Consider the following 17,984-nt stretch of genomic DNA (forward strand, 5'->3'; position numbering starts at 1 on the left):
CACGCTGCTCCATTTGGTAACGCCCGCCCCGTAGTGGGGCATGTGGGGGCCGGCACTTCCCCCCAAAAGAGCGGATTTTTTCCTTCCCAACGCCATTTTCAGTCGGCCTTCTTATTAATTGGCATCAAGTTTGATTGCTCGTAACGGAAATATTGTTGAACAATCACCATGCGAGGGCTTCACCATGAAACAGCGATTTGCAGGCAAGGCGGGCTGGCTGGCGGCACTGGCGTTGCCCGGCGTACTGGCGCTGGCCGCACCGGCCATGGCGGCGGTAACCGGCACCCTGGAGGAGGGCAGCTTGAGCATCGGCTCGGACCTCACCTACCCACCCTACGCCTACCTCGAGCAGAGCCAGCCCGCCGGCTTCGACCCGGAGTTCATGAGGGCGCTGGGCAAGCAGTTGAAGCTGCAGCCGGAGTTCCGCGACACCCGCTTCGCCAACCTGGTGATGGGTGTCAACGCGCGGCGCTTCGACGTGGTCGCCTCGGCGCTCTACGTCACCCCCGAGCGCGCCCGCCAGGTGGACTTCCTGCCGTACCTGAAGAGCGGCGCCTCGCTGATGGTGCGCAGCGACGACGACTTCCGCCCGCAGCGCGCCGAGGACCTGTGCGGCAAGCGCGTGGCCTCGATCAAGGGCGGTTCGTGGATTCCCAAGTTGCTGGAGGTGTCGCGCGACTACTGCGAGGCCCAGGGCAAGCCGGCGATCCAGTCGCGCGAGTTCCCCACCTCGCCCGAGGCCGCCCAGGCGCTGCTGGCCAAGGCGGTGGACGTGCAGTTCGAGAACGCCGCGGTGGCCAAGATCACCGCCGAGAAGCTGCAGGGCCGCCTGCAGATCGCCTCCCGCGAGCTGATCTACCCGGTGGTCATCGGCCTGGCCGTGCGCAAGGGCAACGGCGAACTGCTCGACGGCCTGCGCCAGGGCTTCGAGGCCATGAAGCAGGACGGCGAATACCAGGCCCTGCTGGCGCGCTACAACCTCGCCGAACCGAGCGCGGCGGACGTCGCCCAGGCGCTGGGCAACTGAACCGACGACCGGCCGAGCAATACGGAGCAAGAACATGCATTTCGATTGGCACTATGCCCTGGGCCTGCTGTGGAACGCCGATTTCTGGCGCGCGGTGGGCACCGTGGTGGAGCTGAGCCTGGAAACCTGGCTGCTGGGCATCGTCCTCGGCTTCCTGGTGGCCCTGGCCCGGCAATCGTCGCGGCGCTACCTGCGCGACGCGGCGGCGCTGTATATCTGGTTCTTCCGCAGCCTGCCGCTGCTGGTGCTGCTGATCTTCGTCTACAACCTGCCGCAGGTCTTCCCCGGCACCAGCGCGCTGCTCTCCAACCCCTACGGCGCTGGGCTGATCGCCATGGTCCTGAGCGAGACGGCCTATATCGCGGAAATCCATCGCGGCGGCCTGCTGGCGATCGCCAAGGGCCAGCTGGAGGCCGGCAAGGCGCTGGGCATCGGCTACCGCGGCGTGCAGTGGCTGATCGTGATTCCCCAGGCGCTGCGCGTGGCGTTGCCGACCCTGGCCAACGAGTACATCACCATCGTCAAGCTGACCTCGCTGGTCTCGGTGATTTCCCTCAGCGAAATCCTGTTGGTCGGCCAGCAGCTCTACACGCAGAACTTCCTGGTGATGGAGACCATGCTGGCGGTGGCCTTCTACTATGTGTTCATCGTCACCGTGTTCAGCTACCTGCTGCGGCGCCTGGAGAACCATCTCGACGTCACCCGCCGGCAGCCGCGCCCGGTGCCGGTCGGCGAGCTGCCGGCGGTGGTTTCGCGGCGCAGCGAGGCCAGCGCCGGGCAGGGCGCCTTCGCCCTGCAGGTGCGTGGGGCGCGCAAGCACTACGGCCAGTTGGAGGTGCTCAAGGGCATCGACCTCGACGTGCGCTGGGGCGAGGTGGTGTCGATCATCGGCCCCTCGGGTTCGGGCAAGACCACCCTGATCCGCACCCTCAACGGCCTGGAAGCGCTCGACCAGGGCGAGGTGACTCTCTGCGGCAAGCCGTTCCTGCGCGGCGCGCGCGAGCCGGGCGGGCCGCTGGGCAACAAGGTGCACATGCAGGGCATCGTCCAGGTCGGCATGGTGTTCCAGGGCTTCAACCTGTTCCCGCACAAGACGGTGTTGGAGAACGTCATGCTCGCCCCGCACCACCATGGTCACGCCGACGCCGCCGAGCTGCGCCAGCTGAGTCTGGCGCTGCTGAACAAGGTGGGCATGCTCGAACACGCCGGCAAGTACCCGCACCAGCTCTCCGGCGGCCAGCAGCAGCGCGTGGCCATCGCCCGCGCGCTGGCCATGCGCCCGGCGGTGATGCTGTTCGACGAGCCGACCTCGGCGCTGGACCCGGAGCTGGTCGGCGACGTGCTGGCGGTGATCGAGGAGCTGGCCAAGGAGGGCATGACCATGGTCATCGTCACCCACGAAATGAACTTCGCCTTCCGTCTGTCCGACCGCGTGGTGTTCATGGAGGCCGGGCGCATCGTCCAGGCCGGGCCGCCGCGCGAGCTGCTGGAGCAGCGCAGCGAGCGCATGGGGCGGTTCCTCAAGGACGTCCAACTGGCCTGAGGAGGGCCGCAGATGAAAAACAAAGATGCCGGCGGCCTGTCGCTGTCGGCCCAGGTCGCCAACGAACTGCGCGAGGACATCATCGGCGGGCGCCTGCTGCCGGGCATGGCGCTGGTCGAGAGCGAGCTGGTGAAGGGCTACAACGCCTCGCGCAACACCATCCGCGAGGCCCTGCACCAGCTCGGCCGCGAGGGCCTGGCCACCTACGTGCGCAACAAGGGCGTGATGGTGCGCCGCCTGGGCCTGGCCGAGGTGCGCGACATCTTCCTGGTGCGGCGCACCCTGGAGCTGCAGGCGATCCTCGCCAGCAAGCCGCTGCGCGAGTACCAGTCCGACCGCATGCTGGAGGCCATAGAGGCCGCCGAGCTGGCCCAGGATCGCGAGGACTGGCAGGGCTTCGGCACCCACAGCCTGCACTTCCACCAGCACATCGTCGGGCTGATGCGCAGCCCGCTGTTCGACGAGTTCTTCGCCAACGTCGCGGCGCAGATGCGCCTGGTGTTCTCCCTCGCGCCCAACGAGGAGAACTTCCAGCGCCCCTGGATCGACCGCGACCGGCACATCCACGACCTGCTCGGCGCCGGTCGCAAGCACGAGGCGGCGGAGGCCATGGCCAGCTACCTCGAGGATTCCGAAAACGCGCTGCTGGACCTGCTCAGCACGCCCCACTCCCTCTGAACCAGGAGACACCGAACATGTACAAGGACTATCCCGCCGCCTACCAGGCCAACAAGGGTTCCGCCCTGCAGGTGGACAAGGCGTTCTACGACCGCCTGCGCGAGGACAAGGGCGCGCGCAGCCTGATCGAGCAGTTCGAGGTGCCGATCCGCACCGGCCGCGCCTGGAAGGTGCCGGCCGGGCACCTGTTCCGCGTCACCACCCCGGTGGGCCCGCAGGTCGGCGACTTCAACGTGTGGAACGCCAACGACCCGCGCGAGCGCATGTGGGCCGCACGCACCCGCCAGCTGCAGGGCGCCCACGTCAGCACCTACGACCGCCTGTGGTCGAACCTGCCGTTCCTCCGCCCGCTGCTGACCATCACCGACGACAGCCTGGCCGCCTACGGCATCGACGAGCACGGCGGGCGTGTGCACGACCTGCTCGGCACGCGCTGCGACCCCTACGTCAACAAGATGCTCACCGGCGAGGACTTCCACCACCATTGCCACTCGAACCTGACCCGCGCGGTGCTGCCCCACGGCCTCACCGAGTTCGACGTGCACGACGTGCTGAACATCTTCCAGTGCACCGGCCTGAACCACGACGACATGTACTTCATGAAGGCCTGCCCGGCGAAGCAGGGCGACTACCTGGAGTTCTTCGCCGAGATCGACGTGCTCTGCGCGCTGTCCACCTGCCCGGGCGGCGACCTGTCGCTGCCCATGTGGGGCCCCGAGGCGCAGGACCCGTTGAGCGTCTGCCGCCCGCTGGGCGTGGAGATCTACCGCGTCGAGCCGGCCCTGCTCGAAGGCTGGCAGCCGCCGCAGCGCGCGGCCTACGACGGCCTCCACGGCCTGCGCCTGCAGAAGCCCGACTGGGAGCGCTGAGCCCGCCGCGACGGGCGTGCCGGCCGGCGGCCGGCACACCCCGTTACCCCTGCATGAACGAATATGTCGCGGCTTGGTAATCCCATTGCCGCGCCGTCTCGTTAAGCTCCGCAAGTGAATCGTGACCGGGCGGTCCGGCCGCCATCCTGGATGCCTCCCCTGCCTGGATTAATGCCCAGCATCTGCTGAACTTCATCGGAAGACGGTGGCTCGGCGCCACTCCCGGGGCGATTCGCAGCTCGAGAAAGCCCTTGCTTCACCCAATGACAAGCCAAGCGGAGCATTGACCATGGCGTTCTTCACCGCGGCCAGCAAAGCCGATTTCCAGCAGCAACTGCAATCGGCCCTGGCGCAGCACGTCGGCGAAAAGGTGCTGCCACAAGTAGCCCTGTTCGCCGAACAGTTCTTCAGCCTCATCTCCCTCGACGAATTGACCCAGCGCCGCCTGTCCGACCTGGTCGGCTGCACCCTGTCCTCCTGGCGCCTGCTGGAGCGCTTCGACCCGGCCGAGCCGGAAGTGCGCGTGTACAACCCCGACTACGAGAAGCACGGCTGGCAGTCCACGCACACCGCCGTGCAGGTGCTGCACCCGGACCAGCCGTTCCTGGTCGACTCGGTGCGCATGGAGCTGAACCGCCGCGGCTACAGCATCCACACCCTGCAGACCACCGTGGTCAGCGTGCGCCGCAACGCCAAGGGCGAGCTGCTGGAAGTGCTGCCGAAGAACAGCCAGGGCAAGGACGTGCGCCATGAGTCGCTGATGTACCTGGAGATCGACCGCGCCTCCCACGTCGGCGAGCTGCGCACCCTGGAGAAGACCCTGCTGGAAGTGCTGGGCGAGGTGCGCCTGGCGGTGGCCGACTTCCCGGCCATGCGCGGCAAGGCCGAGGAACTGCTGGCCTGGCTCGGCAAGTCGAAGGCCAAGGCCCGCGCCGAGGAGACCGCCGAGGTCCGCGCCTTCCTCGAATGGCTGCTGGACAACCACTTCACCTTCCTCGGCTACGAGGAATTCACCGTGGTCGACGAGGGCGACGGCGGCCGGGTGAACTACGACGAGAAGTCCTTCCTCGGCGTGACCAAGCTGCTGCGCACCGGCCTGAGCAAGGAAGACCTGCACATCGAGGACTACGCGGTGGCCTACCTGCGCGAGCCGCTGCTGCTGTCCTTCGCCAAGGCCTCGCACCCCAGCCGCGTGCACCGCCCGGCCTACCCGGACTACGTGTCCATCCGCGAGATCGACGCCAAGGGCAAGGTGCTGCGCGAATTCCGCTTCATGGGCCTGTTCACCTCCTCGGTGTACAACGAGAGCGTCAGCCACATCCCGTCGATCCGCGGCAAGGTCGCCGAGGTCGAGCGCCGCTCCGGCTTCGACGCCAACGGCCACCTGGGCAAGGAGCTGGCCCAGGTGCTGGAAGTGCTGCCGCGCGACGACCTGTTCCAGACGCCGGTGGACGAGTTGTACAGCACCGCCATGGCCATCGTGCAGATCCAGGAACGCAACAAGATCCGCCTGTTCCTGCGCAAGGACCCGTACGGCCGCTTCGCCTACTGCCTGGCCTACGTGCCGCGCGACATCTATTCCACCGAGACGCGGATCAAGATCGAGCAGGTCCTGCGCGAGCGCCTGAAGGCCAGCGACTGCGAGTTCTGGACCTTCTTCTCCGAATCGACCCTGGCCCGCGTGCAGTTCATCCTGCGGGTGGACCCGAAGACGCGCATCGACATCGACACCAAGCTGCTCGAGGAAGAGGCCATCCAGGCCTGCCGTTCCTGGCAGGACGACTACGCCGCGCTGGTGGTGGAGAACTTCGGCGAAGGGCAGGGCACCAACATCCTCGAGGACTTCCCCAAGGGCTTCCCGGCCGGCTACCGCGAGCGCTTCGCCCCGCACTTCGCGGTGGTCGACCTGCAGCACCTGCTCAGCCTGTCCGACGCCCGCCCGCTGGTGATGAGCTTCTACCAGCCGCTGGCGCAGAGCGAACAGCAGCTGCACTGCAAGCTGTACCACGCCGACGCGCCGCTGGCGCTGTCCGACGTGCTGCCGATCCTGGAGAACCTCGGCCTGCGCGTGCTCGGCGAGTTCCCCTACCGCCTGCGCCACGCCAACGGCCGCGAGTACTGGATCCACGACTTCGCCTTCACCTACGCCGAAGGCCTGGACGTGGACATCCAGCAGCTCAACGAAATCCTCCAGGACGCCTTCATCCACATCGTCAACGGCGACGCCGAGAACGACGCCTTCAACCGCCTGGTGCTGACCGCCAGCCTGCCGTGGCGCGACGTCGCCCTGCTGCGCGCCTACGCCCGCTACCTCAAGCAGATCCGCCTGGGCTTCGACCTGGGCTACATCGCCAGCGCGCTGAACGCCCACGTGGACATCGCCCGCGAACTGGTGCGGCTGTTCAAGACGCGCTTCTACCTGGCCCGCAAGCTCACCGCCGAGGACCTGGAAGACAAGCAGCAGAAGCTCGAACAGGCGATCCTCAGCGCCCTGGACGACGTCCAGGTGCTCAACGAGGACCGCATCCTGCGGCGCTACCTGGACCTGATCAAGGCCACCCTGCGCACCAACTTCTACCAGCCCGACGCCGCCGGCCAGAACAAGAGCTACTTCAGCTTCAAGTTCAACCCCAAGGCGATCCCCGAGCTGCCCAAGCCGGTGCCCAAGTACGAAATCTTCGTCTACTGCCCGCGGGTGGAAGGCGTGCACCTGCGCGGTGGCAAGGTCGCCCGCGGCGGCCTGCGCTGGTCCGACCGCGAGGAGGACTACCGCACCGAAGTGCTCGGCCTGGTCAAGGCCCAGCAGGTGAAGAACGCGGTGATCGTCCCGGTCGGCGCCAAGGGCGGCTTCATCCCGCGGCGCCTGCCGGTGGGCGGCAGCCGTGACGAGATCCAGGCCGAGGCCATCGCCTGCTACCGCATCTTCATCTCCGGCCTGCTGGACATCACCGACAACCTCAAGGAAGGCGAGGTGGTGCCGCCGGCCAACGTGGTGCGCCATGACGAGGACGACCCCTACCTGGTGGTGGCCGCCGACAAGGGCACCGCGACCTTCTCCGACATCGCCAACGGCATCGCCGCCGAGTACGGCTTCTGGCTGGGCGACGCCTTCGCCTCCGGCGGCTCGGCCGGCTACGACCACAAGGGCATGGGCATCACCGCCCGCGGCGCCTGGGTCTCGGTGCAGCGGCACTTCCGCGAGCGCGGCATCGACGTGCAGAAGGACAGCGTCACCGTCATCGGCATCGGCGACATGGCCGGCGACGTGTTCGGCAACGGCCTGCTGATGTCCGACAAGCTGCAGCTGGTGGCCGCCTTCAACCACCTGCACATCTTCCTCGACCCCAACCCGGACCCGGCGGTGAGCTTCGCCGAGCGCCAGCGCCTGTTCAACCTGCCGCGTTCGGCCTGGTCGGACTACGACGCCTCGTTGATCTCCGCCGGCGGCGGCGTGTTCCCGCGCAGCGCCAAGAGCATCACCCTGAGCCCCGAGGTGCGCGCGCGCTTCGACATCCAGGCCGAACGCCTGACCCCCACCGAGCTGATCAACGCCCTGCTCAAGGCGCCGGTCGACCTGCTGTGGAACGGCGGCATCGGCACCTACGTCAAGTCCAGCAAGGAAAGCCACGCCGACGTCGGCGACAAGGCCAACGACGCCCTGCGCGTGGACGGCCGCGAGCTGCGCGTGAAGGTGGTGGGCGAGGGCGGCAACCTGGGCGTGACCCAGCTCGGCCGCGTCGAGTTCGGCCTCAATGGCGGCGCCTGCAACACCGACTTCATCGACAACGCCGGTGGCGTGGACTGCTCCGACCACGAGGTCAACATCAAGATCCTGCTCAACGAGGTGGTGGCCGCCGGCGACATGACCGGCAAGCAGCGCAACGTGCTGCTCGCCGAGATGACCGAGCAGGTCGGCGACCTGGTGCTGGGCAACAACTACAAGCAGACCCAGGCGCTGAGCCTGGCCGAACGCCGCGCCCGCGAGCGCATCGCCGAGTACAAGCGGCTGATGAGCGACCTGGAGGCTCGCGGCAAGCTCGACCGCGCCCTGGAGTTCCTGCCCAACGACGAGGCCCTGGCCGAACGCATCGCCGCGGGCCAGGGGCTGACCCGCGCCGAGCTGTCGGTGCTGATCTCCTACAGCAAGATCGACCTCAAGGAATCGCTGCTCAAGTCGCTGGTGCCGGACGACGACTACCTCACCCGCGACATGGAAACGGCCTTCCCGCAGACCCTGGTGGCCAAGTTCGGCACGGCCATGCGCCGGCACCGGCTGAAGCGCGAGATCGTCAGCACGCAGATCGCCAACGACCTGGTCAACCACATGGGCATCACCTTCGTGCAGCGCCTGAAGGAATCCACCGGCATGACCCCGGCGAACGTCGCCGGCGCCTACGTGATCGTCCGCGACGTGTTCCACCTGCCGCACTGGTTCCGCCAGATCGAGCAGCTCGACTACCAGGTGCCGGCGGAAGTCCAGCTGACCCTGATGGACGAACTGATGCGCCTGGGCCGCCGCGCCACCCGCTGGTTCCTGCGCAGCCGCCGCAACGAGCAGGACGCCGCTCGCGACGTGGCCCACTTCGGCCCGCGCATCGCGGCCCTGGGCCTGAAGCTCAACGAACTGCTCGAAGGCCCGACCCGCGAGCTGTGGCAGGCGCGCTACCAGGCCTACGTCGACGCCGGCGTGCCGGAACTGCTGGCGCGCATGGTCGCCGGCACCAGCCACCTCTACACCCTGTTGCCGATCATCGAGGCGGCGGACGTCACCGGCCGCGACCCGGCCGACGTGGCGCGCGCCTACTTCGCCATCGGCAGCGAGCTGGAGCTGACCTGGTACCTGCAGCAGATCAGCAACCTGCCGGTGGAGAACAACTGGCAGGCGCTGGCCCGCGAAGCCTTCCGCGACGACCTCGACTGGCAGCAGCGGGCGATCACCGTCTCGGTGCTGCAGATGCAGGACGGCCCGCAGGACATGGGCGAGCGCGTGGCGCTGTGGATAGAACAGCACCGCGAAATGGCCGAGCGCTGGCGCGCCATGCTGGTGGAACTGCGTGCCTCCACCAGCACCGACTACGCCATGTACGCGGTGGCCAACCGAGAGCTGCTGGACCTGGCGCAGAGCAGCCAGCACGGCGCGAGCGTCGCTGCCTGACGCCCGCCGGCTGAGCCCGTCGCTGTTCCCGAGCCCCGCCTTGTGCGGGGCTTTTTTTGCCCGGACGCAGGGCGGACTGCCTTGCCGGCTCTGCGTAGGATGGGTTGAGCCTTGGCGAAACCCATGCGGCCATGGCGATGGGTATCGCTTCGCTCAACGCCATCCTACGACGGCCCCATCCACACCATTTCCATGTAGGAGCGCGCCCTGCGCGCGAATCGCGGACAGAGTCCGCTCCTACCATACCGGCGGGCACGGCTTCTCGTAGGAGCGAGCTTGCTCGCGAACAGATTCCGCTGCGGGGCTCATTCGCGAGCAAGCTCGCTCCTACGAAGAGCCCCGCGGCGCGGCCTATGGAGAAGGAGAACCACCGTCGTAGCAGCGGACCTTGTCCGCGATAGCCAGACATATCGGCGCGGTTCGCGGATAGGATCTCCTACCCCACACCCACCTCCGATCCCACCTGTAGGAGCGCGCCCTGCGCGCGAATCACGGGCAGGACCTGGGCACGGCTTCTCGTAGGAGCGAGCTTGCTCGCGAACAGACTCCGCTGCGGGGGGGGCTCATTCGCGAGCAAGCTCGCTCCTACGAGGAAATGTCGCCCGAAGGATCCGTTTGAGATCCTTTCGCGTTTCACTCTATTTCGAAATGTTTGGTTACATTTCTGGCCGCTCTTTCGGAAGGAACGGCTATGGTCAATGGCTATTAGCCATCTTTCGACAGTTTTCCGGAAGACAGGAATCAATGTCGATATTTATCGATATTCAAGGTCCCGAATGACATGTATGGCTAAGCCGTAGCTTGCCTCCGTCAAAAAATCGCTTTGCCAGGTTTTGCCCTTGTTCGTCAATTTACTGGCTTTTATCCGGATAGGCTGGGTGGATCGCTGTAGGACGTCAGCGTTTTTTCACGAACGGCAGTTGACTAAATTCTGACGGAAAGCTTTTCTTCTCGCCTGAATGTCAATAAACCGGCATGCGGCGGCTGCGTCAGTTATCGACAGAGTGTCGGCTTTCGCGCGGCTTCCATGCAGTTAGGGATGATTGCTTCGTGGTGCCCAAAACTTCCTTGTCCTTCCTTGCTTCACGGCCGCTCCCGCGAGGGCTGTCCCTTGGCGGGTGCCTGGCCGTGCTGCTGCTCGGCAGCGCCTGGGCCCAGGCCGCCGAGGATTACGACCAACTCGTGCGCGAGGCCCGCGCCGGCAATTACCAGCCGGCCTTGCAGCGCCTGCGGCAGAGCCCCGACGACCCCGCGCGCCTGGACGATCACCTGATCATCGCCGGCTGGGCGGGACTGGACGAGGAGGTGCTGCAGACCTACCAGCGCCATCCTCAGGCGCGGTTGTCCAGCGGCGCCTGGGCCTCGGTGGCGCGGGCCTATCGCAACCTCAAGCGCTGGCCCCAGGCATTGGAGGCCTACCGTCGCGGCCTGGCCGCCTACCCCGGCGACCAGGTCCTGCTGCAAGGCCAGGCGATGACGCTGGTGGATGCCGGGCGTGGCGCCGAGGCGCTGCAGAAGGCCGCGGCCCTGGTCGCCGCCGCGCCGCGCGATGCCGAGCGGCGCCTGGCCCTGGCCTATGTCCACCAGCAGATGGGCGAGCCCTATGCGGCGCTGTTCCAGGTAGACCAGGCTCGCCAACTGGCCCCGCAGCAAAGCCGCGTGCTCAGCGAGTACGTCGATGCCCTGCAGGCGGCCGGCCTGCCGCGCCAGGCGCTGGCCTTCGGCGAGCGCCACCCTGGCGTGCTGTCGGCGGCGCAGCAGCGCAGCCTGCAGGCCGACCGCGTCGCCGAGCTGGTGCGCCTGGCGGAAGTGTCGCCCCTGCGCGACAGCGAGCGCTTCGTGGTCGCTGACCGGGCCATCGCCCTGGCCGACCAGTCCCTCGCGCAATGGGCCAGAGACCCGGCCGCGGCACAGGAGGTGCGCCGGGTGCGCATCGATCGCCTGGGCGGCCTCTATGCCCGGGCGCGCATGGCCGAGGTGGTCGAGGAATACGAGCGGCTGCATGCCGAGGGCGTGCAACTGCCGCCCTACGCCCTGCGCTGGGTCGCCGGCGCCAGCCTGTACCAGCGCCAGCCGGAGCGGGCCGCGGAACTCTACCGCCAGGTGATCGCCAGCGAGAACGACAAGGACAGCGACTGGATGGACGACCACCAGGGGCTGTTCTACGCCCTGGTGGAAAGCGAACGACTCGACGAGGTGCCCTCCCTGAGCGATGGCCTGGTGGCGCAGCAACCGACGCGGCTGCATCCGCCGGGCATGGGTGTGGCCCTGCCCAACGACGACTGGCTGGAGGCCCGCCTGCTGCAGGCCAACGGCCGGCTGTACCGCAACGACCTGCCGGCGGCGCAGCAGGACTACGAAAGCCTGGTGGACGGCGCGCCGGACAACTCCCGGCTGCGCACCGGCCTGGCCAGCACCTACCTGTCCCGCGGCTGGCCGCGGCGCGCCGAAGACCAGCTGAAGATCGCCGAAAGCACCGACCCGCGCGGCGTGGCCCTGGAAACCGAGCAGGGCATGGTGGCGCGCGAGCTGCAGGAATGGCGGCAGCTGGACCTGCTGGCCGACGACGTCATCCAGCGCTTCCCCGAACAGTTGCAAGCCCAGCGCCTGGACTACCTGCGCCAGGTGCATCACATGGCCGAGCTGCGCATCAGCGCCTACGGCGGCCATGCCAATGGCGGCGAGGTCAACGGCAGCCGCGACCTGGGCTTCGACAGCGTGCTCTACAGCCCGCCCATCGCCGACCACTGGCGGCTGTTCGGCGGCGCCGGCTACGCCACCGGCGATTTCGAGGAAGGCACCGGGCACTATCGCTGGCAGCGCGTCGGCACCGAATGGACCGGGCGCAACACCACGCTGGAGGCGGAGGTGTCGCACAACAATTACGGCGACGGCGACAAGCTGGGCCTGCGGCTGTCCGGCGTCCACGACATCGATGACCAATGGCAGTACGGCTGGAGCGCCGCGCGCCTGTCCCGCGAGACACCGCTGCGGGCGCTCAACAGCGGCATCCGCTCCGACCGCCTGGACGGCTACCTGCGCTGGCGCCAGAACGAGCAGCGCGAATGGCGCCTGGCCTATTCACCCTCGCACTTCAGCGACGGCAACATGCGCCACGAACTCGCCCTCACCGGCAGCCAGCGTGTCTACAGCTCGCCCTACCTGGTGGCGGACCTGGGCCTGGAGGTTTCCGGCAGCCGCAACAGCAAGTCGGAGGACGTCCCCTATTTCAACCCGAAGTCGGACTTGCTGCTGCTACCCAGCCTGAACCTGGAGCACACCCTCTACCGCCGCTACCAGACGCGCTGGACCCAGCAGGGCCAGCTCGGCGCCGGCAGCTACAGCCAGCAGCACCACGGCACCGGCGCCGTCGGCCTGCTCGGCTACGGCCAGCGCCTGAGCCTGGACGACCGCTTCGACGCAGGCTTCAACCTGTCCGCTGTCAGCCGCCCCTACGACGGCGACCGCGAACTGGACTACCGCCTGGTCTTCGACCTCAGCTACCGCTTCTAGGACCCGAACATGAGAGCCACCTACCGTTTCCTGCTGTTGGGGCTGGCGCTGCTGATCGGGGCTTGCGCCAGCGAGGCGCCCCCCTTCGTCGAGCCGGCGCAACGCACCCTCGCCGCCAACGAGAAGCCCTGGCCGTCTGGGCGCATCCTGACCCTGGCCTACCACGAGATCGCCGACAGCGACGCCAACCAGGCCTTCATGACCGTGCGCACCGCCAACCTGGTGGACCAACTGGCCTGGCTGCACGAGCAGGGCTTCCAGGCGATTTCCGTGGACCAGCTGCTGGCCGCCCGCGCCGGCCGCGGCAGCCTGCCGGAGAAACCGCTGCTGCTGAGCTTCGACGACGGCTACAGCAGCTTCTACCAGCGCGTGCTGCCGATCCTGAAGGCCTACGACTGGCCGGCGATCATGGCGCCGGTGGGCGTCTGGCTGGATACCCCAGACCAGCAGCGCGTGGACTTCGGCGGCCTGGCGGTGGAGCGCCGGCGCTTCCTCACCCGCCAGCAGCTCGCGGAAATCGCCCGGTCCGGCCTGGTGGAAATAGGCGCGCACACCGAGGCCCTGCACTTCGGCGGCCCCGGCAACCCGCAGGGCAGTCAGCTGCCGGCAGCGGCCAACCGCCTGTACCTGGCCAATGCCGGGCGCTACGAAACCGAGGCCGAATACCGCAACCGCGTGGGCATCGACGTCAAGCGCATCAGCCGCACCCTGCAGGGCATCACCGGCAAGGCGCCGCGGGTGTGGGTGTGGCCCTACGGCGCGGCCAGCGGCACCGCCTTGCAGGTGGTCGGCGACGACGGCTACGCCCTGGCCCTGACCCTCGAGGACGGCCTGGGCAGCATCGACCACCTGGACAACCTGCCGCGCTTCCTGCTCAACGGCGACCCCAACCTGCATCACTTCACCTCGGCCATCAGCCGCGTCCAGGCGCAGGATAACCTGCGCGTCGCCCACGTCGACCTGGACTACGTCTACGATCCCGACCCGCAGCAGATGGAGGCCAACCTCGGGCAACTGGTGCAGCGCATCGCCGACCTGCGCATCAACACCGTGTTCCTCCAGGCCTATGCCGACCCGGTGGGCGATGGCACGGTGAAAGCGCTGTACTTCCCCAACCGGCACCTGCCGATGCGCGCCGACCTGTTCAACCGCGCCGCCTGGCAGCTGCGCACCCGCGCCGGCGTGGAAGTGTTCGCCTGGATGCCGGTGCTGGCCTTCGACCTGTCGCCGCAGCTGCCGCGGGTGCAGCGCTGGGACCCGCACAGCGGGCGCCTGGAGATCGACCCGCAGCAGTACCGGCGGCTGTCGCCGTTCGACCCCGAAGTACGCCGGCAGATCAGCGAGATCTACGAGGACCTGGCCGGGCACGCCGCCTTCGCCGGCCTGCTGTTCCACGACGACGCGCTGTTCTCCGACTTCGAGGATGCCGGGCCCCAGGCGCTGGCGGCCTACCGCGCAGCCGGCCTGCCGGGCGACATCGCCAGCCTGCGCGGCGATGCGCAGACGCTGCAGCGCTGGACGCGCTTCAAGAGCCGCTACCTCATCGACTTCACCCGCCAGCTTGCCGAGCGCGTGCGCGCCATCCGCGGCCCGCAGGTGCAGACGGCGCGCAACATCTATGCGCTGCCGATCCTCGAACCGCAGAGCGAAGCCTGGTTCGCGCAGAACCTGGACGACTTCCTGGCCGCCTACGACTGGACCGCGCCCATGGCCATGCCGCTGATGGAGGGCGTGCCCCTGGAGCAGTCCGAGGCCTGGCTGCAGCGCCTGGTGCGCGAAGTGGCCAAGCGCCCCGGCGCGCTGCAGCGCAGCGTCTTCGAACTGCAGGCGCGCGACTGGCGCGAGGGGCGCGAGGCGCCCATCGACGCCGCGCAGTTGCGGCGCTGGATGCACCGCCTGCAGTGGGAGGGCGTGCGCAGCTTCGGTTACTACCCGGACGATTTCGTCAACGACCAGCCCGAACTCAAGGCGCTGCGTCCGGCCATCTCCAACGCCTGGTACCCCGAGCCATGATCGATCGCATCGTTGCCTTGCTGGTCCTGCTGCTGTTGCTCGGCGGCCCGATCGGCGTAGCCATCGTCCTCACCGGCGAGATACTGCTGAACTTCGTGTTCTTCTATCCACTGTTCATGTCGGCCCTGTGGATGGCCGGCGGCATCTACTTCTGGGCGCACTGGGAACGCCACTGGGCCTGGCCGGAGGACGTCCCGCAACTGGAGGGCGAGCCGCTGGTGTCGATCCTGATCCCCTGCTTCAACGAGGGCGACAACGCCGCCGACACCATAGGCGCGGCCCTCGCGCAGCACTATCCGAACATCGAAGTCATCGCCATCAATGACGGTTCCTCCGACAACACCGCGCAGGTGCTCGATGCCCTGGCCGAAGGCGAGCCGCGGCTGCGCGTGCTGCACCTGGCGCAGAACCAGGGCAAGGCCGTGGCCCTGCGCATGGGCGCGCTGGCCGCGCGCAGCGAGTATTTGGTGTGCATCGACGGCGACGCGCTGCTCGACCCCAACGCCGCGGCCTACCTGGTGGCCCCGCTGATCGACAACCCGCGGGTCGGCGCGGTGACCGGCAACCCGCGCATCCGCACGCGCTCGACGCTGATCGGCCGCGTCCAGGTCGGCGAGTTCTCCTCGATCATCGGCCTGATCAAGCGCACCCAGCGCGTCTACGGGCGGGTCTTCACCGTCTCCGGCGTGGTCGCCGCGTTCCGCCGCACGGCCCTGGCGCGGGTCGACTACTGGAGCACGGACATGATCACCGAGGACATCGACATCAGCTGGAAGCTGCAGCTGGATCACTGGTCGATCTTCTACGAGCCGCGCGCGCTGTGCTGGATCCTCATGCCCGAGACCCTCCGCGGCCTGTGGAAGCAGCGCCTGCGCTGGGCGCAGGGCGGGGCCGAGGTGCTGCTGAAGAACATCCGCAGCATCTGGACCTGGCGCTACCGCTACATGTGGCCGCTGCTCATCGAGTTCAGCCTGTCGGCGGCCTGGGCCTTCACCTTCCTGCTGTCGATCCTGCTCTGGGCGCTCGGCCTGGTGGTCGAGATGCCGCCCAGCCTGCGCGTCGCCGACATAGTGCCGCCGGCCTTCACCGGGCTGCTGCTGGCCTGCGTGTGCCTGCTGCAGTTCGCCCTGAGCCTGCTGATCGAGCGGCGCTACGAGCGTCACCTGGCGAGTTCGCTGTTCTGGGTGATCTGGTACCCCTTCGCCTTCTGGCTGGTCACCTTGCTGACCACCCTGGTGAGTTTCCCCAAGGTGATGCTCAAGGCGCGCCAGACCCGGGCGCGCTGGACCAGCCCCGACCGTGGCATCAAGAGGAGTTCGTGATGAACCTGATCAAGACACCGCAGCACTGGCTGCCCCGGAGCCTGGATGTTCTGCTGACCCTGTGCGCCTGGGCGGTCTTCGTCTGGCTGATGGAGCGCGGCATCGCCAGCCTGCTCGCCAGCGGCTGGCGAGGGCCGCGCCTGGACTGGGGCGGGCAGTTCCTGCAGACGCTCGATACGCTGATGGTCTATGTGCTGTGCAGCGCCTTGATCGCCGCGCTGCTGGTGTCCTGGGCCCGCTACAACCAGATTCGCGCGGCGCGCTACGAGCGCCGCTCACGCATGCCCGACCTGTCCCGGCAGGCGCTGTCGCGCAGCTTCAACATCAGTGGCGATACCCTGGCCCGCCTGCACGGGGCCCAGGTGGTGACCCTGCACAACGACGAGCATGGCAACCTGGTGTGGGTGGAGAACCCGGCGGAGATGGAAGTCGAGGCGCCCTGAGCGGCCTCAGCTGCCGGTGTCGTCGTTGCGCTCGTGGTGCGGTTCGGTCAGGGCGCGGCGGTAGCGCGCGTAGAGGTCGCTGTCCATGTTGCTGGCGCTGAGGATCTTCAGGGCGAAGGCCTTGACCTCGGCGTCGCTGTACGCCCGCTGGGGCTCGGTGGCGGCCGGTTGCGCGGCGCAGCCCACCAGCACGGGGACGGCCAGCACCAGGCTGGAAAGGGATCGGAACATGGCGGGTTCACCCGGGGCATGGAAAGTGGGAATGGACTAAGGCTAGCGATGGCCCGCCGGCCTGGGAAATCATCCCGGTCGATAGTCGCTATCGTCCGAGCCGACTTCCGACACCCGGGAGCGCCAATAGGTTCCGGCGGCCCAGCAAGCCGGGCCGAATCCGGCTATCCTTCGCGGCCTTCGCCACTTCCCGGGACCGCGCCATGAAAGAACAGCTCGTCGAACTCCTCACCCTGATCAGCTCCGGCTGCATGGGCGCGGAGGAAATCCGCCAGATCGCCGAGGATGCCGCCGCGGCCTACGCCGACCCCGAGGCCTTCCTCGCCGCCAACCCGGACATCAACTACGACGACAGCTTCCCCATCCCGCTGGGCGAGTGGGTGGTGGTCGGCAGCCTGCCGGACATCGTGCTGTTCCAGGGCGATGACTACAAGGAACTGTTCGAAGGCATCCGCGCCTCGTTCGACGCCAGCGTGAACTTCGTCCTGCAGGCCAAGCAGCTGCACAAGGCCGAGCCGCTCGCCGCGCTGAAGCGCATCCAGGTGCAGTTGAGCGCGCTCTATCCGAAAAAGGGCGGCTACGTGCTGCTGGACTTCAGCGAACCGCTGGACGACGAGCTGCAGGCGGTGCTGGTGTACCGCTGCGACCTGGAAAAGGTCATGGCCCTGTGCCTGGAAATCGGCATTCCGGCGGCGCCGGCCTACGAGAGCCTGGTCGAGGCCAGCCGGGAAGAGTGATGCCCCCTCGGCCGCCGTCCTTCCGGCGGCCCCTGCCAGGGAAAAACGCCCTGGCTATTCTCCAGGCACGGCGGATGACCGCGCACCTGCTCCCGGTGGGCTGCTTATAAGTGTGGGAGTTCCGGCGTGTTCAGGGCTTTGGTTTCCCGTCTGAGCGTAGGAATGCTCTGAGGTCAACCAGGCGATGTCCTGCAATTACCCGCGTCGGCAGCTTGCCGTTGGCGATCCATTCCTCCAGAACCTCCGGCTGATCGGACATCCCGAGCAATTCGGCGAAACGCTCGAGGCTCAAGTAATAGGTTTCGTCCTCGGGAGCGGGGGAGAAGGGTTCTTCCACTTTCATGTGGTGTCCTGCACCATGGCCTGCGCTATTAGGGGAGGGAGACTAAATGACTCTCTCGAGACAATACACTAAATATTAGTGTTTTTGTATGGTGCTTCGAATGTCCGGAA

Annotated in this window: 12 protein-coding genes; 10 read left to right on the plus strand and 2 right to left on the minus strand. The window is 67.6% G+C overall.

All coding sequences use genetic code 11. From position 1 onward, the window contains the following. Positions 1–184 precede the first annotated feature (184 nt). From ACTWJ5_RS09010 to pgaD, 9 genes are all read left to right on the plus strand, one after another. Positions 185–1,027, plus strand: a complete 843-nt coding sequence (locus tag ACTWJ5_RS09010) for an ABC transporter substrate-binding protein (RefSeq protein ID WP_444438220.1) — start codon at positions 185–187, stop codon at positions 1,025–1,027. 34 nt (positions 1,028–1,061) lie between these two features. Continuing rightward, complete coding sequence (locus tag ACTWJ5_RS09015) at positions 1,062–2,570, plus strand: amino acid ABC transporter permease/ATP-binding protein (protein ID WP_009621253.1); 1,509 nt, start codon at positions 1,062–1,064, stop codon at positions 2,568–2,570. Positions 2,571–2,582: 12 nt separating this feature from the next. Continuing rightward, entirely contained in the window at positions 2,583–3,248 is a 666-nt protein-coding gene (locus tag ACTWJ5_RS09020) for a GntR family transcriptional regulator (protein ID WP_444438222.1), read from the plus strand. Between the two features lie 17 nt (positions 3,249–3,265). Then, on the plus strand, positions 3,266–4,117 hold the full coding sequence (locus ACTWJ5_RS09025) for an urea carboxylase-associated family protein (protein ID WP_043267378.1): 852 nt from the start codon (positions 3,266–3,268) through the stop codon (positions 4,115–4,117). Between the two features lie 289 nt (positions 4,118–4,406). Further along, entirely contained in the window at positions 4,407–9,272 is a 4,866-nt protein-coding gene (locus ACTWJ5_RS09030) for an NAD-glutamate dehydrogenase (RefSeq protein WP_301500359.1), read from the plus strand. Between the two features lie 1,128 nt (positions 9,273–10,400). Then, on the plus strand, positions 10,401–12,785 hold the full coding sequence (gene pgaA / locus ACTWJ5_RS09035; RefSeq protein ID WP_444438224.1) for a poly-beta-1,6 N-acetyl-D-glucosamine export porin PgaA: 2,385 nt from the start codon (positions 10,401–10,403) through the stop codon (positions 12,783–12,785). A 9-nt stretch (positions 12,786–12,794) separates the two neighbouring features. Then, a complete protein-coding gene (gene pgaB, locus ACTWJ5_RS09040; protein WP_074980024.1) occupies positions 12,795–14,798 on the plus strand; it encodes a poly-beta-1,6-N-acetyl-D-glucosamine N-deacetylase PgaB in 2,004 nt (667 codons plus the stop codon). Then, positions 14,795–16,120: a poly-beta-1,6-N-acetyl-D-glucosamine synthase gene (gene pgaC, locus ACTWJ5_RS09045; RefSeq protein WP_074980021.1), complete on the plus strand. Its 1,326-nt coding sequence runs from the start codon at positions 14,795–14,797 to the stop codon at positions 16,118–16,120. The genes pgaB and pgaC overlap by 4 nt, the downstream gene beginning before the upstream one ends. Continuing rightward, positions 16,120–16,563 carry a poly-beta-1,6-N-acetyl-D-glucosamine biosynthesis protein PgaD gene (pgaD, locus tag ACTWJ5_RS09050; RefSeq protein WP_074980018.1) on the plus strand — a complete coding sequence of 148 codons (444 nt, stop codon included), beginning with the start codon at positions 16,120–16,122 and terminating at the stop codon, positions 16,561–16,563. Before pgaC ends, pgaD begins: the two co-directional genes overlap by 1 nt. Positions 16,564–16,569: 6 nt before the next feature. On the opposite strand, the gene ACTWJ5_RS09055 is transcribed toward pgaD, so the two are convergent. Then, positions 16,570–16,794 (minus strand): hypothetical protein, encoded by a 225-nt coding sequence (locus ACTWJ5_RS09055; RefSeq protein ID WP_074980016.1) that lies wholly within the window; start codon positions 16,792–16,794, stop codon positions 16,570–16,572. Positions 16,795–16,997: 203 nt separating this feature from the next. Between ACTWJ5_RS09055 and ACTWJ5_RS09060 the strand changes: the two genes are divergently transcribed. Continuing rightward, on the plus strand, positions 16,998–17,531 hold the full coding sequence (locus ACTWJ5_RS09060) for a hypothetical protein (protein ID WP_444438227.1): 534 nt from the start codon (positions 16,998–17,000) through the stop codon (positions 17,529–17,531). A gap of 130 nt (positions 17,532–17,661) precedes the next feature. On the opposite strand, the gene ACTWJ5_RS09065 is transcribed toward ACTWJ5_RS09060, so the two are convergent. Then, on the minus strand, positions 17,662–17,874 hold the full coding sequence (locus tag ACTWJ5_RS09065; RefSeq protein ID WP_058490704.1) for a helix-turn-helix domain-containing protein: 213 nt from the start codon (positions 17,872–17,874) through the stop codon (positions 17,662–17,664). Between the last annotated feature and the right edge of the window lie 110 nt (positions 17,875–17,984).

The sequence above is a fragment of the Pseudomonas sp. A6 genome (assembly GCF_052367875.1).
Classification (GTDB): domain Bacteria; phylum Pseudomonadota; class Gammaproteobacteria; order Pseudomonadales; family Pseudomonadaceae; genus Pseudomonas; species Pseudomonas citronellolis.

Excerpts from the sequence above, each read along its gene's own strand:
- ACTWJ5_RS09010 (WP_444438220.1), top strand. The coding sequence starts at position 185 with ATGAAACAGCGATTTGCAGGCAAGGCGGGCTGGCTGGCGGCACTGGCG.
- ACTWJ5_RS09015 (WP_009621253.1), top strand. The coding sequence starts at position 1,062 with ATGCATTTCGATTGGCACTATGCCCTGGGCCTGCTGTGGAACGCCGAT.
- ACTWJ5_RS09020 (WP_444438222.1), top strand. The coding sequence starts at position 2,583 with ATGAAAAACAAAGATGCCGGCGGCCTGTCGCTGTCGGCCCAGGTCGCC.
- ACTWJ5_RS09025 (WP_043267378.1), top strand. The coding sequence starts at position 3,266 with ATGTACAAGGACTATCCCGCCGCCTACCAGGCCAACAAGGGTTCCGCC.
- ACTWJ5_RS09030 (WP_301500359.1), top strand. The coding sequence starts at position 4,407 with ATGGCGTTCTTCACCGCGGCCAGCAAAGCCGATTTCCAGCAGCAACTG.
- pgaB (WP_074980024.1), top strand. The coding sequence starts at position 12,795 with ATGAGAGCCACCTACCGTTTCCTGCTGTTGGGGCTGGCGCTGCTGATC.
- pgaC (WP_074980021.1), top strand. The coding sequence starts at position 14,795 with ATGATCGATCGCATCGTTGCCTTGCTGGTCCTGCTGCTGTTGCTCGGC.
- pgaD (WP_074980018.1), top strand. The coding sequence starts at position 16,120 with ATGAACCTGATCAAGACACCGCAGCACTGGCTGCCCCGGAGCCTGGAT.
- ACTWJ5_RS09055 (WP_074980016.1), bottom strand. The coding sequence starts at position 16,794 with ATGTTCCGATCCCTTTCCAGCCTGGTGCTGGCCGTCCCCGTGCTGGTG.
- ACTWJ5_RS09060 (WP_444438227.1), top strand. The coding sequence starts at position 16,998 with ATGAAAGAACAGCTCGTCGAACTCCTCACCCTGATCAGCTCCGGCTGC.
- ACTWJ5_RS09065 (WP_058490704.1), bottom strand. The coding sequence starts at position 17,874 with ATGAAAGTGGAAGAACCCTTCTCCCCCGCTCCCGAGGACGAAACCTAT.